Origin of the sequence: Anaeromassilibacillus sp. D41t1_190614_C2 (assembly GCF_015558525.1) — a bacterium.
Taxonomy (GTDB): domain Bacteria; phylum Bacillota; class Clostridia; order Oscillospirales; family Acutalibacteraceae; genus Anaeromassilibacillus; species Anaeromassilibacillus stercoravium.
Genome location: NZ_JADMOD010000001.1, coordinates 687364 through 701051, shown reverse-complemented (window position 1 = coordinate 701051; position 13688 = coordinate 687364). Strand labels below are relative to the sequence as shown.

14 protein-coding genes are annotated in these 13688 nt (G+C 48.1%); 10 read left to right on the top strand and 4 right to left on the bottom strand.

Going from position 1 to position 13688, the window contains the following annotated elements:
- Window positions 1-16: 16 nt before the first annotated feature.
- From I2G69_RS03060 to I2G69_RS03045, 4 genes are all read right to left on the bottom strand, one after another.
- Window positions 17-643, bottom strand: a complete 627-nt coding sequence (locus I2G69_RS03060; protein WP_021966427.1) for a hypothetical protein — start codon at window positions 641-643, stop codon at window positions 17-19.
- Window positions 644-645: 2 nt separating this feature from the next.
- A complete protein-coding gene (locus I2G69_RS03055; RefSeq protein ID WP_195560172.1) occupies window positions 646-1182 on the bottom strand; it encodes a TIR domain-containing protein in 537 nt (178 codons plus the stop codon).
- A 16-nt stretch (window positions 1183-1198) separates the two neighbouring features.
- Window positions 1199-1732 carry a toll/interleukin-1 receptor domain-containing protein gene (locus I2G69_RS03050; protein WP_021966429.1) on the bottom strand — a complete coding sequence of 178 codons (534 nt, stop codon included), beginning with the start codon at window positions 1730-1732 and terminating at the stop codon, window positions 1199-1201.
- 64 nt (window positions 1733-1796) lie between these two features.
- The gene (locus tag I2G69_RS03045) at window positions 1797-2783 is read right to left on the bottom strand and encodes a Fic family protein (protein WP_195560171.1); all 987 of its coding nucleotides are present in this window, start codon (window positions 2781-2783) and stop codon (window positions 1797-1799) included.
- 144 nt (window positions 2784-2927) lie between these two features.
- Here I2G69_RS03045 and I2G69_RS03040 point away from each other — a divergent pair, with 144 nt between their 5' ends.
- From I2G69_RS03040 to I2G69_RS02995, 10 genes are all read left to right on the top strand, one after another.
- Complete coding sequence (locus tag I2G69_RS03040; RefSeq protein WP_021966430.1) at window positions 2928-4100, top strand: site-specific integrase; 1173 nt, start codon at window positions 2928-2930, stop codon at window positions 4098-4100.
- Between the two features lie 174 nt (window positions 4101-4274).
- A complete protein-coding gene (locus I2G69_RS03035) occupies window positions 4275-5063 on the top strand; it encodes a hypothetical protein (RefSeq protein WP_195560170.1) in 789 nt (262 codons plus the stop codon).
- Window positions 5064-5155: 92 nt separating this feature from the next.
- Complete coding sequence (locus tag I2G69_RS03030; protein ID WP_195560169.1) at window positions 5156-5302, top strand: hypothetical protein; 147 nt, start codon at window positions 5156-5158, stop codon at window positions 5300-5302.
- Window positions 5303-5329: 27 nt separating this feature from the next.
- Window positions 5330-6907: a recombinase family protein gene (locus I2G69_RS03025; protein ID WP_195560168.1), complete on the top strand. Its 1578-nt coding sequence runs from the start codon at window positions 5330-5332 to the stop codon at window positions 6905-6907.
- Between the two features lie 456 nt (window positions 6908-7363).
- Window positions 7364-8206 (top strand): AIM24 family protein, encoded by an 843-nt coding sequence (locus tag I2G69_RS03020; RefSeq protein ID WP_087230669.1) that lies wholly within the window; start codon window positions 7364-7366, stop codon window positions 8204-8206.
- A 71-nt stretch (window positions 8207-8277) separates the two neighbouring features.
- The gene (locus tag I2G69_RS03015; protein ID WP_195560167.1) at window positions 8278-10596 is read left to right on the top strand and encodes a YceG family protein; all 2319 of its coding nucleotides are present in this window, start codon (window positions 8278-8280) and stop codon (window positions 10594-10596) included.
- Between the two features lie 38 nt (window positions 10597-10634).
- Window positions 10635-11771 (top strand): toxic anion resistance protein, encoded by a 1137-nt coding sequence (locus I2G69_RS03010; RefSeq protein WP_191363014.1) that lies wholly within the window; start codon window positions 10635-10637, stop codon window positions 11769-11771.
- Between the two features lie 73 nt (window positions 11772-11844).
- On the top strand, window positions 11845-12423 hold the full coding sequence (locus I2G69_RS03005; protein ID WP_087230661.1) for a TerD family protein: 579 nt from the start codon (window positions 11845-11847) through the stop codon (window positions 12421-12423).
- 45 nt (window positions 12424-12468) lie between these two features.
- The gene (locus I2G69_RS03000) at window positions 12469-13077 is read left to right on the top strand and encodes a TerD family protein (RefSeq protein ID WP_087230658.1); all 609 of its coding nucleotides are present in this window, start codon (window positions 12469-12471) and stop codon (window positions 13075-13077) included.
- Between the two features lie 33 nt (window positions 13078-13110).
- The gene (locus I2G69_RS02995) at window positions 13111-13683 is read left to right on the top strand and encodes a TerD family protein (RefSeq protein ID WP_087230655.1); all 573 of its coding nucleotides are present in this window, start codon (window positions 13111-13113) and stop codon (window positions 13681-13683) included.
- Window positions 13684-13688: the final 5 nt, after the last annotated feature.

The window sequence follows — 13688 nt, the reverse complement described above, 5'->3', positions numbered from 1 at the left end:
CTTACTAGGGGCTGGTTTATTTCTCTGGAAACGCTATTTCCTTCATAAGCTTTTTATATTCAATCATACGCTTATTTGTTGTAATGAGGTCATCGACAAGTTCCTCGTAATACGGGTATTTTCTCTGGAGATCCTGTGGGGTATCTTCGGTATTGTTGAGCAGTTCTTTTTCATACCATTTACGATACTTTGCTTGCCAAGTTGTTAAGTGAGGGCGAAGTCCTTTGTTCAGGACTTTTTCCGTCAACACAATCAAATCATTAGAGTAAGGCAGTCTGCTTGCAGGGATATCTTTGAGAAGTTCTCTTGCGATTTTAAAGAATTCATACCAAGAGTTATACACCTCGGTGATAACATCATACTCTTTATCAAACATCAGACCGATTTTTCTTGTGCTCAGTTCAACCCACAATTTGTATGCGATTTCTTGGTCTTTTTTGTTGTACGTTAGTTTTACGCTGCTATCACCGATGCCCAAGTTAATCTCATCGATTGTGATTGACTTTCTGCTAATACGGTTATTTACAACGCTGTATATCCAAGAAACAACAAAAATAATCACTAAAAGTAGAATGATTGCAAACCAGTTAAGCCTGAGAAGCACAACATTCCAACTCTCAAACTCTACGCCGAATATTTCCATGTTTATACCCCCAAATTCCGTTTCATCTGAGGCCGAGAGTTATCAATCAGATTCCGGCGAGATGCCCTATTATTAAATGCTTTTTCTATGATGGTATCAAAATGAGAAATTGCATAGTCCCAATCATAAAAATCCGCATATCCAGATTCAATATTATCAGCCAATCTTGCTGGCATATCCGCATAATAGTAGCCACCATTTGGTGCCTTACGTACAGTCGGTAAGAAAATACCGATAAGACCTGAATTGCCATTAATGCTTGGACGAAGCCCGGCGTATATTTCCCAGTCGACATGTTTTCTGTTCTTTGTGTTTGGACCAACCAACACCACAACAACGGATGAATCACTAATTTTGTCCTCTCGGATTAATCGCTTAATGTATTCATCACTGTTGTCGGTACAGTATTCCCCTTCCATAACAGACTTATTGATAATATTACTACTTAAGTACCTATCAATATAGTTTTTATAAACTTGATCATCGTGGTGATAAAAGCTAATGAAAACCTTGTGACGTTGAGTATAGTAGCCATACATTTTTATTTCCTCCTAATCAATCAATATATTCTGCTAATACACTATTATCGCATGCAGAAAAGCGGATATAGTTCTCTTTTGCCATAATAGCTCCATATGGGCCCAATTCACTTATGTACTGTAGAAAATCTTTAGTATTAAATAGAGCTTTTTTAATTTTTAGATACGATGGGATATCGTCGACATCTTTAAGCTTTAGTGCGGCAATGTCTATTCCTTGTTTGTCGGCAAAACCAATTTCATAAGGAACCCACCAAGACAGCTTTGTTTTGTCAGATACTAGGCAAAGAAGATGAGAACTACATGTCAACCCTTTTTGAATAGATTTAACGATTCGTTGATCGTTCTCGGAACTCACAGCTTCTTTCAATGTACAGTCTTGAGTGTCCAAATATATGTTAATACCAACCGTATTGATTAAATAGTTGCCAATAGCTATTGCGGCAACCTCGTCTTCTTTTTTGTGTGATATAAAAACACAAGGATTATGTTTTTGGGTAAAAAGTGTGCGTTCTAAATCACCAAGTTCTGCGAAATTATAGTAACTCATAAATTTGATCCTCTAGAATATATATTCTTATTTAAGCCAAAAGAGTTATCTGGAGAACATATAGTCAAACAGCCAAGTGGTATGCCCAGTGCCCACCACAACGATATTTTACAAGTTTTCCCTCTATTGTAAGCATGGATAAAGTCCTATTTGCCGTAGCAGCCGATACCCCACATAACTCTCGTACATCGGCATTCATGATATAGTCGTGGGTTTTAAGATACTCCTCAATTTTCTTCCAGCGGAGGGCTACCTTATTTATTTTTCCATCGCTCATTTCATTGCTCGTATTGATTGCTTCTATGAGTGATGCTTTGATAGCTGACATCATAAACTCAATAAATACTGTGGACTCTCCGGCATCATTGGAGGCGTTGATGGCTGCGTAATACTCTTGCTGGCGGTCATGGATGATGGATTCCACCGGGAGCCAGGCAAACGCCGAATTCCACTTGGAGAGCAGCAGTGTGTGCCACAGTCGCCCCACACGCCCATTTCCATCGGTAAAGGGGTGGATCAGTTCCAATTCATAGTGGAACACACAGCTACGAATCAGCATGTGCACCTCGCTGGTCTTTGTCCATTCCAGCAGCGCCATGACTAGGTCAGGGACATATTGTGGAAGCGTACCGAAATGCAGGACATGTCCTTCGCTATCTACTACGCCTACAGGTCGTGTTCGGAACATGCCGGATTCTTCGACCAAGTCCCGAGTCATAATGCCATGGGCAGTCAGCAGATCTTCCACCGAATAAGGATCGAGTTCATCTAACCTCTCATAAATTTCGTAGGCATTCTTGACTTCAACAATATCCTTGGGTGGAGCCAGGACATGCTTTCCATTCAGCACAGCAGTTACCTGCTCCAAGGAAAGGGTGTTCTGCTCGATGGCCAGAGAACCATGGATGGTTCTAATCCGATTGCTGCGCCGCAGCGTCGGATTAGCAGAAAGAGAAGATACTGCCGATAGTTTCCCCACCAGTTCCGCAATCTCTGCCACATGGTCAATCATGTGATTGGTAATTTCAAAAGGAGGCTTTTGGTTTTTCATGTAACACCTCACTGGGTCAATCATTGTTTTTATTATACCACACATCACTCATTTCATCAATCAATATACACTCACATTTGAGCGATGCTCCCCTTTTCAATATGCAGAACTGCTATGATAAATTTTGAAAAGGAGGAATTTATCATGGCATCCATTGTGAAACGAAACAAAAGCTTTAGTGTGGTTTACACATCATACGAAGGCGGAAAGAAGAAGCAGCGCTGGGAAACCTATCATTCTTATGAAGCGGCTTTGCATCGAAAAGAGCAAGTTGAACTCGTACAAACAAAACAGAAGGAGAGGTTACAAAATCATGCCGATAATCTGGCGGAGCTTCTTGAGGAGTATGTAGAACTTTATGGACGGGCTCATTGGTCCTATTCCACATATACCAATCATGTAGCGCTGATTCAAAACCACATTCTCCCGGCTTTCGGAGACATGAAGCTGACAGAATTCAGCCCTAAAACCATTGCTACACTGTACAGCAGGATGAGAAACCAGCAGAATATGACACCGCAGATATTGTCCTCTGTCCATAAATTGCTGCACAGCGCATTTGAGCAAGCGGTGCTTTGGGAATATGCAGACCGCAATCCATTTCATAAAGCGACACTTCCAAAAGCATTTCCCTGTCCAATGGAAATGCTGTCCAACGAAGAAATCAAGAAGTTATTGCAAAACAGCGGTTTTTCTCTGCTTGGGATTGCTGTTCATCTCGCGTTTGCAGGCTCTCTGCGCAAGGGGGAGATTCTGGCGCTGACTTGGAGTGATGTAGATTTCAAAAACGGTACGATTTTCATCAATAAAACGCTGAAACGAGTGCGGAAGGACGCAATTCAGGCATTGGACCGGGACAACATTCTCTATCAATTCCCCGCTGTGTTTGATGAGGGGCGAACAGCAATTGTCTTAAAGCGTCCGAAAACCCACTCCAGTATCCGTACTGTTTACCTACCGCCCTATGTGATAGATCTGCTTTGGGACTGGAAAAAGGAACAAACTCCTTGTGGAAAGAATGTACCAGATCTGATCCTTCGGTATTCTTCCGGCAGACCGTTACAGGAAGAGGCACTCCCAAGAATGCTTGAAAAGCAGCTTCTTACATTAGGTCTTCCCAAAGTAACCTTTCACAGCCTGCGTCACAGCAGCATCACATATAAATTGATTCTGACCGGCGGAAATATCAAGGCAGTGCAAGGTGATTCCGGACACGCCCAGGCCGAAATGATTACCGAACGATATGGACATGTCATTGACTCCTGCCGAAAAGAGTGTGCTCAGAATTTTCAAAAAGAGTTTTATGAAGCTTTGTAGTTTCCCAATCAAATAATCAAGAGCGCCGAGAATTTTCCGGCGCTCTTGGTTTCAAGATTTCCTGATAAAATTTTTGCTAATCAGAATGGATTCGAACGACAGTCATTCCGCTTAGGAGGCGGATGGTCCATCCAACTTTGATTTTCGATTTTTTATCATGAAAGGAAATCTTATATGATACGAATAACTAGCTTTAAGGAACTGACACAGTTTCTCCGAAAAATAGCAAATGACTATTGCCAGGCAGATTATGCACAACTTTATCAGGAACTACAACTTCGGTATAAACAGCAGATCTTCTCTGCCTTCTTAGATGGGCACCCTAGTTGGAGTATTGTGCAAGGAGAAACCGCTTACGCACTGCTGTTGTATCATAACTGGAGCTTCTCTAGGGATCGGGCAGAAAACGCGCGGCAGATGACAGTAATAGCACAGGAGATAGAGAAATATTACTCCGATACAGAGAAGATGCCGATTTCCATGGAAGCTGCTGAAACCGTTATGAGAGCAGTAGAACGAACCTATCTGTTCTCCCGGCACATTTGGAAAGAACACCACACACTAATTTTTCTGCTCCCAGCAACCTATAAAATAGAGGATTCCTTTTGTCGTTGTTATCAGAGCACGGACGGAAAGATGCAGGCGGATATTTATCTGCTGGTTCCGCACAAAGATTTTTCAGCTGCCCTGCAAAGCATTCTGCTCCATGAAATCGGACACATTATCAATCTGGCGTTGACTGGTACAATGGAAGTACAACCGGATGATTTTCAGGTTGTTTCTGCTCTGCTTCATCTAAACTTGGATGGTGTTGATAGTAAAGAATTCTTCGCACACTGTTTTGCCATGAGTTTGTTGATGGAACCAGAACTCACCTCGGCCGATCCATTCACCATGGTTCCAAAAACGGATAAAACGGTATTTCGAACCTATTTCACATATAAATTGAAAACCGCTGAGTGACTTGCCTAAAAAGCAGGTCACTTTTCTTTTGCAGAAGGACAGGCAAGAAGAAGCGGTTCCCTACATACGATGAACAAAAGGAGGGAAAACGTATGAAAAAAAGAGACTTGCCTGTTGTGCACTGTACTTACTGCAATACCGAAAAGAGTATATCTGAGATTTTGGAAGAATCTTTTCGGCTTTATCTTGGCCGCATCCTTGCTGCAATAGAGCACCCCATTGTACAATGTAAGCGATGAATGGCCGCTTATCTCAGGAGGTATGGTATGTACTTAGAGATAAGCAACCCCATGGACTACCATGTGGCTTTATACATCAGACTATCAAAGGAGGATGAAAACGAAGGACCATCCCAGAGTGTACAGAACCAGGAATCCCTGCTGCGGGAGTTTGTGCAGCAGCACCGGCTGTCCGTCTTCGACACTTATGTAGATGACGGATGGAGCGGAACCAGCTTTGACCGTCCCAGTTTCCAGCGAATGATTGGTGACATTGAAACTAAAAAGGTCAATATGGTCATCACCAAAGACCTTTCCCGTTTGGGCCGTGATTACATCATGACCGGCCACTATATGGAGCGGTACTTCCCGGAGCACCGGGTGCGGTACATTTCCCTGCTGGACGGCATTGATACCGGCGTGGACTCTACCGCCAACGACATCACCCCATTCCGTGCCATCATGAACGACATGTACGCCAAGGACATCTCCAAGAAGATCAAGAGCGTCAAGCGGGATAAGCAGCGGAAGGGGCAGTTCATCGGCGGCAAGCCCATGTACGGATACAAGATGCACCCTACCGAGAAAAACAAGATCGTCATTGACGAGGAAGTAGCTCCAGTGGTGCGGCGGATCTTTGCCCTAGCGCTTTCCGGCATGAGCTGCCGGAAAATTGCGACTACGCTCAATGAAGAAGGTGTGCCCACACCAGCCACCTACTGCGGCTGGAAGGTTGGAAATCCTGGCCCCTACGCCGGGCTGTGGAGCAGTGAGCGGATCTCTGAAATGCTGAAAAACGAGACCTACATCGGCAATATGGTGCAAGGACGTATGGTGAAAATCAGCTACAAATCCAAGAAATGTCTGAGGCAATCACCGGAGAACTGGGTCGTAGTGGAAGGAACGCATGAGCCCATCATTGACCCGGAAACCTTTCAGAAGGTGCAGATGCTGGTAAACAGCCGCAAGCACACCCGAAGCCGAACCTACGACTTTTTGCTGAAAGGACTGATTTTCTGCCACGAGTGTGGCTACCCCATGGCGGTACTTAACCGCAAAAATGCCGCCGGGGAGGATCGCCTATTCTTCGTATGCCGAACCTACCAGCGGTTTACCAAAGCGGGTGTCTGCTCCTGTCATTCCATCAAGGAAGAAACCGTAAATGAAGCCGTGCTTGCCAAAATACGGGAGGTCTGCCAGGCCTATCTGAACCCTGACCGGCTGCGCCCAATCGCAGAAGAAGCTGTGGAGACCGCCAGCAAGGAGTCCATCTGTGAAGCAGAGATGCAAGCGCTGCAATCCAAAATCACTGCGCTGACTACCAATCTGGATCAGATGTACATGGACCGGCTGAATGGACTTCTCTCCGAAGAGGACTTCCAGCGCATCTATCAGAAGGTCAAGATGGACCGCACGGTTCTGGAAGATCGGCTGAAGAGCCTTCAGAAACAGGCAAAACAACCGGTGAACACCGAAGAAAAAGCAAGGGCGCTGGTGAAACAGTTTCTGGACTCGGCACTGACCAGTCGGGAACTGTTGGTCAGCCTCATCGAACGGGTGGAGCTGACCGAAGAAAAAGAGATCATCATCAAATTCCGCTTCCATGAGCTGGAGGCGATTTCTTAAAGGGCATCGTTTACAATAGGCGTGTCGCTATGTATCCCGCATCGAGAAAAGGGCCTTACAGCTATTGAAAAGGCAGTTTGACAAACCCAGGCGATAAAAAAGAAAACCGGTCGCTTTCTCCGTTTCCCCGTCCTTACAATGGACGGGGACTTTTTTATAAAATATTCTATGTCGAACTCGGTCAAACCGTTTCCAATATTTTACAAATTTCTTAAATATGAAAATTAACAACGAATTTATTGAATTCCTATCTTCGACATAGTATAATAGAATCTGTATATTTTTAGCGTATTCCTTGTTTAAATTGTTAAATTTTTGCAGAGGATTTCCTTGTACATTGCCAACGGCTAGCAGAAAAAAACTGGAACCCCTTTCAAAGGGATACCATCTGGGGAAGGATTGTTCACAGGAAGAGGCAAAGGGAATCCGATCGAACAGGAAAGGCGGATTTCTGACATGTATAGTGCAATAGGAACCCGAGAAAACATAAAAATTATCGACTCCGCAGAATATGGCGGTGTAAAAATCGACGTGATGGAATACCAACATCTGTTGGGTTCTACCAATACCAGCGCGGCAATGGATCTCTATTTCATGGAAAAGCAGAATATTCGCGCCCGGCAGGTTGCAGTATATGTCTCCAACGATATGGTAACGGTCGAACCCGGCGCAATGAGCTATTTCCGCGGCCCTTTGGAAATGGTTTCGGGGGTGACCGCCGGCAACGCTTTGGGGCGTCTTTTTTCCGGCGCTGTCACCGGAGAAGCCGTTGCCCAGCCGGAATACCGCGGCAGCGGAATGCTGGTACTGGAACCCTCTTTCAACCATTTTCTGCTTCTTCAGTTGGATAATGAAGAGATCATTGTGGATAAGGGCATGTTTTACTGCGCGCAGGGCAGTGTTGCCGTCAAACCCGTTATGCAGAGGAGCATTTCTTCGGCTCTGGGCGGTGGAGAGGGGCTTTTCCAGATCTCCCTTGCTGGCACCGGGCTGGTGGTATTGGAATCCCCTGTTCCGTCCTGCGAAATCGACGTCATCGAACTTCAAAATGATACTTTAAAGGTGGACGGCAATTTTGCCATTCTCCGCACAGCGTCCCTGCAATTTACGGTAGAACGTTCCGCAAAGTCGCTGATCGGTTCGGCGGTCAGCGGAGAAGGCTTGGTAAATGTATACCGGGGGACGGGAAGCGTTTGGCTGGCGCCCACCATTAAAATTTATAATACGATTAACTTCGCCCGCTCCTACGGGAACCCCAGCACGAAATCCATGAATATGAACACCAGCAACAGCCGCTAACGGATTTCTATAGGCGGCTCTATGTGCCGCTTGGCCTTCGTGCATAAACTCAGCGATTGGAGCATGGATCTATGACCGGCAATACTTCTCAATTGGAGGATTGTCTTCTGCCGTTAAGCCGCCGGACGCCCCCTTCCCCTAGGTTCTTCCGTGTGATCGGCTACGACCAGCAGGGAAAAATCCTCAATGATTTAAACAAAATAGGTGCATTGGCGCGAGACGGAGGCGCTTACCTTCAAAACGGCCTTGCAAACCCCGTAGAACCGGAAATCCAGCGTTTTTTTCGGGAGGTCGGGGAGCAATTTACCCTGACGGCCGCCCTTGTCGCACGCCATTTGACTGTGTGGTTAGGCCAACTTCGTCCCGCCCAGCGAACGACGCTCGATGCCGCTATGACAGAAATTCTAGATATTTTAAAAAGGCAGGGCGCGAACGACAACATCTGTAGGAACGCATATATCAAATTTATGTGTTGGCTCCGCGGGCCGCTCGGCGGAATTCTCAAGGGGCTTGGGCAAGATACCCCCCCAAAGGTCCTGTACGAGGGAGAGATCGGCCGGTATGAGCTGCTCTTTCTCCAGCTGTTGTACCGTTCCGGATGCGATGTCGTATATGTAAACTATTGCTCTGAGGATTCCTATACAAAAGCTGCCAGAGGCGGCACATACGGGCATCCTATTTACGGGGAGGTCCGCACGCCCCCCGCGGTCCCGCCTACCAGCAAAAGCGCCTCTGCATCGGTTCCAAAGGCTGTCGTTCCCACCCCTACGGTTCCAGCGCGACAGCCGGACGCTTCTTCCCTCGTTCCTCCTCCTTGGCAGGGTGTCGAGGAAGTGGTGCTGGTCAACCGTTGGATGGGTGGCGCTTCCTTCTGGGACGCTGTTTTCCTGCCCTGCGCACAGCGGGAAACAGGAAAGTTTTGTTCTCTATTTTCCGCCTGCTTTGGGGGCAACGACCGGGCGGAATACCGTAACCAGCTTTATCATCTGAAACGGACGCTGGACGCCTCCCCCAAAAAAGGGCTTTTAATGGAAGGAAAGATCCCTGCCCCTACGAACAACGAGGCGGCTCCCTTTCGTTCTTTGGACAAGCGTTTGCCACGCCCGTTGTTAATCCGCACATTGGCGGAGAAAATCGTCCCATCCTGTGGAAAAGTCCCTGTTTTGCTGGCGCAGCGTGCGTTTTCCCTGGTGATGGAACAGTATGCGGAAAAAGACGCCGTCCGGTTTCTCAATTATGGCGTACGGCTTGCCTGCTGGCTGAAGCGGTATGTGGAGCTTTTCTTTGAGCAATACCGCTCGGAACATGAACCTGCGCTGGTCTATTATGGCCCGGCTACAGAGGCGGAGATCTCCCTGCTCTGGGCATTGGCACACGCCGGCGTGGACGTCCTCTATTTTTCTCCGGCGCTGTTAGGACAAGAACCCTTTGAAAAGCACTTTTTGCCGCATGACTGGCAGACAACGGTATATGAACAGGATCTCCCCATGGAACCCTTCCCCCAGCGCGAAGAGCGGGTGCGCGCCAGTACCACTGCCTATAATGCATCGCGGGAGCTCGACCAGCTTTTGTATAGCGATACCGGGATGTTCCGCGACCGGCAATTTACCCGTTCCCAGCCGGTGACCTTGAAAACCACCTACGACGAAGTAGGACAGCTCTGGCGCGAGGAGGCGCAATACCGCCCTTCCTTCCGGACCGAGGACGGAATTGTCTATGTGCCGAACCTGTTTTCCAAGATCAGCGGGGTGGACAAGGGCGACCAAAAACTGTATTGGGACCGCATCCGCGAAATGGTGACGGAGGACACCTACCTTGTCACAACGGTCCCCTTCCTTCATGTAAACGGGCCCTCTTTCAGCACGCCCCAGGCCCGGTCGTTTATCCACGACGGGCGTTTAGACCCAAATGCCTTGAAAAGCTCCCGGTTCTACCGCTACGATTACCTCCCGGACGATACCCAGGATTATATTCTCGAAAAGATACAGGCGCTGATCGACTACGACTTAATTGTCAACGGCGGGCCGGATGTGGCGGCCTCTATGTTGTCGGTTCTGATGAACTTGGATAAGGAGCTTCTCCGGCTGCTGCAAAATTTCGACTTTACGAAAAGCATCCCGAAATTCCTGGTGGTCGATGTGACAGAAAAGGTGTTTACCCTTGAAGAATGTATTCTCTTGGCATTTTTGAACCTCGTTGGGTTTGATATCGCCATCTTTACCCCTACAGGGTACCGGAATGTTGAAAAATATCTGCACCCGGACAGCTTCGATACGCTGGTGGTCGGAGAATTTGCATTTGACCTTACCATCCCCGATCTGCGGACCAAACGGGCCGCCAGCTCCGGCGGCTGGTTGGGACGGCTGTTCGGAAGCAACCACAATGGATAATTCCACTTGATAAACGATTACAATAAGGAGGATGTTCAATGGCCTTACAGTACACGCCCCGACGTGGGGAGACCGTCCAGGCACCGCCCTCCTCCCCGGCGGTGGAGGAACCGAAACCCTATGACGTTGCCTTGCAGAGGAAGGAAATGACCCAGACCTTGGTTGGGTCCAAGGAAGTAGACGACCTGGTCAGCCAGATCGTTGTGGACGACCCGCAGACGATTGTCTCGTTTGGCAGCGAAGTGGCTAACGAGATTGCAAAATGTTCCGATACCATTTTGAATAGCATCAATATGAGCCAGATCAACGACTCCGGCGAAATGCTCAATGCCCTTGGCAACATTATGGACAAGTTCGACATCGAAGAGATCGCCGCGGATGAAAAGAAAGGCTTCTTCTCCAAACTGTTTAATAACCTTCAAAAGCAGTTGGAACAGATCTTGGCCAAATACCACACGATGGGCGAGGAAGTCGATCGGATCTATATCCAGCTCAAAAAATATGAGGTGGAAATCGGGGAGTCTAACAAAAAGCTGCAAACCATCTTCGACGCCAACGTGGGGTTTTATCAGGATCTTGTCAAATATATTTTGGCCGGCGAACAGGGGTTGCAGGAAATGGATACGTATCTGACGCAGATGCAGGATGACCTTAGCAACCATCCCGACGACGCCATGCTGCAATTGGACTACAATGCGATGCAACAGGCGCGGACTATTTTGGATCAGCGCGTCCAGGACCTCCGCATAGCGGAGAATGTGGCGATGCAGTCCATCCCCATGATTCAGTCCATGCAGTTCAGCAATTTGAATTTGATCCGTAAGATCAATTCTGCTTTTATCATCACCCTGCCCGTCTTTAAACAGGCGTTGACGCAGGCGGTTCTGCTCAAGCGCCAGAAGATCCAGGCACAGGCGATGCAGGCGTTGGACGACCGCACCAACGAGATGCTGCTCAAAAATGCCCGGAATACGGCGGAGCAGACCAAGCTGACGGCACAGCTGGCCTCTTCCAGCTCCATCAAGGTGGAAACCCTGGAAAAGACCTGGCAGACCATTGTAAACGGTATTGAAGAAACCCGGCGCATCCAGGAAGATGCCAGCGCAAAGCGAATCGCGGATGCCGCTAAGCTGGACGCCCTCAAGCAGGATTTCCAGGCCCGGGTGCATGTGTAAATGGATTCCCCTCCGTTATGCGGAGAGATCATACATTTGAGGATATATGTGCTATCGAAAAGGAGTGTAAACAATGCCAATCAATCTTTCAAAAGGACAAAAAGTGGATCTGACCAAGGGCAACGCTGGTCTGGATTCCATCCTGGCCGGGCTTGGCTGGGACACCAATAAATATGACGGCGGCCATGAATTTGATCTGGATGTATCCGTGTTCATGACGGGCGACAGTGGAAAAGTGGAAACCGAATCCAATTTTATTTTCTATAACAACCCGCAGGATGCCGCTGGCAGCGTGGTCTATTCCGGTGACAACCGTACCGGCGCAGGCGAAGGCGATGACGAATCCGTAAAGATCACTTTGAGCAAGGTCCCTGCCAATGTGCAGAAGATTTCTTTCACGGTCACCATCCACGAGGCCGACGCACGTGGACAAAATTTTGGCCAGGTATCCAACGCCTATATCCGCATTGTCGACACCGCAAAGAACGAAGAGCTGCTGCGCTATGACCTTGGCGAGGATTATTCCATTGAAACGGCAATTGTAGTCGCTGAGATCTACCGCCACAATGGGGAATGGAAGTTCGCCGCGGTCGGCTCCGGTTTCCAGGGCGGCCTGGAGGCTCTGTGCCGCAATTTTGGTTTGAATGTTTAATCGATTTTCGTTCAATGATACTTTAAGAAAGCAGGTGTAAATCCTATGGCGATTTCCCTACAAAAAGGACAAAAAATTGATCTGCAAAAGAAGGACGGCTCCCAGCTTACCAATATCTTGGTCGGCTTAGGCTGGAAAGAGGTCCAACAAAAGGGCGGTCTTATGGGGCTATTTAAGCAGAAAGCCGATGTGGACATTGATGCATCCGTCATTATGCTGAACGCCAATGGGAAGATCCCCACAAAAGAAGAGGTTATCTTCTTCAACCACAAGGATCATCCGTCCGGCTGCGTCCACCACTGCGGCGACAACCTGGTAGGCGGCAAAATGGGCGGCATGGACGACTCCGAGCAGATTCTGGTGGATCTGACCCGTGTCCCGCAGAACATCGACCGCATCGTGTTCGTTGTGAATATCTACAACTGTGTCCAGCGGAAACAGCACTTTGGCATGGTTGAAAATGCTTACATCCGCATTGTGGACAAGGGCGCCGGCGAAACCATCGCCAGCTACAATTTGACGGAAGATTACTCTGGAAAGACATCCATGGTTGTAGGCGAAATCTATCGCCGCGGGGATGGCTGGAAGTTTAACGCAATCGGCCAGCCCGGATATGACCCCGGAATTGCCGATCTGGTAAACCGTTACTGCTAATGATCGAAACCGTATGGAAAAGGAGGAATTTTTATGCCGATCAACCTCACAAAAGGGCAAAAAATTAGCTTGAGCAAAGAAGCGCCGAACCTCAAAATTGCGCTTGTTGGCCTAGGGTGGGACATCAAACAGTATGACAGCGGCGCGGATTTTGACTTGGACGCCTCGATTTTCCTGTTGGACAACACCGGGAAATGCGCCCATGATTCGGATTTCATCTTTTACAACAACCTTTCCTCCGGCGGCGTGACCCATTCCGGCGATAACCGCACCGGTGAAGGCGAGGGCGACGACGAAGCCGTCACCATTGAGTTTGAAAAAGTTCCCAGCTATGTGGAGAAAATCGTTGTCACAGTGACCATCTATGAAGCACAGGCGCGCGGCCAGAACTTTGGGCAGGTAGCAAACGCTTTTGTCCGGCTGGTGGACAAGCAGACGGGCGTTGAGTTGCTCCGGTACGACCTGGGCGAGGATTATTCTACGGAAACAGCCATCGTCTTTGCGGAGATCTACCGCCACAACGGCGAATGGAAATTCTCTGCGGTTGGCTCCGGCTTCAACGGCGGGTTGGAAGCCCTGTGCCGTCAATACGGTCTGAGCGTCTAAACCGC

Coding starts and splice junctions, on each gene's coding strand:
- I2G69_RS03060 (WP_021966427.1), bottom strand. CDS start 643: ATGGAAATATTCGGCGTAGAGTTTGAGAGTTGGAATGTTGTGCTTCTC.
- I2G69_RS03055 (WP_195560172.1), bottom strand. CDS start 1,182: ATGTATGGCTACTATACTCAACGTCACAAGGTTTTCATTAGCTTTTAT.
- I2G69_RS03050 (WP_021966429.1), bottom strand. CDS start 1,732: ATGAGTTACTATAATTTCGCAGAACTTGGTGATTTAGAACGCACACTT.
- I2G69_RS03045 (WP_195560171.1), bottom strand. CDS start 2,783: ATGAAAAACCAAAAGCCTCCTTTTGAAATTACCAATCACATGATTGAC.
- I2G69_RS03040 (WP_021966430.1), top strand. CDS start 2,928: ATGGCATCCATTGTGAAACGAAACAAAAGCTTTAGTGTGGTTTACACA.
- I2G69_RS03035 (WP_195560170.1), top strand. CDS start 4,275: ATGATACGAATAACTAGCTTTAAGGAACTGACACAGTTTCTCCGAAAA.
- I2G69_RS03030 (WP_195560169.1), top strand. CDS start 5,156: ATGAAAAAAAGAGACTTGCCTGTTGTGCACTGTACTTACTGCAATACC.
- I2G69_RS03025 (WP_195560168.1), top strand. CDS start 5,330: ATGTACTTAGAGATAAGCAACCCCATGGACTACCATGTGGCTTTATAC.
- I2G69_RS03020 (WP_087230669.1), top strand. CDS start 7,364: ATGTATAGTGCAATAGGAACCCGAGAAAACATAAAAATTATCGACTCC.
- I2G69_RS03015 (WP_195560167.1), top strand. CDS start 8,278: ATGACCGGCAATACTTCTCAATTGGAGGATTGTCTTCTGCCGTTAAGC.
- I2G69_RS03010 (WP_191363014.1), top strand. CDS start 10,635: ATGGCCTTACAGTACACGCCCCGACGTGGGGAGACCGTCCAGGCACCG.
- I2G69_RS03005 (WP_087230661.1), top strand. CDS start 11,845: ATGCCAATCAATCTTTCAAAAGGACAAAAAGTGGATCTGACCAAGGGC.
- I2G69_RS03000 (WP_087230658.1), top strand. CDS start 12,469: ATGGCGATTTCCCTACAAAAAGGACAAAAAATTGATCTGCAAAAGAAG.
- I2G69_RS02995 (WP_087230655.1), top strand. CDS start 13,111: ATGCCGATCAACCTCACAAAAGGGCAAAAAATTAGCTTGAGCAAAGAA.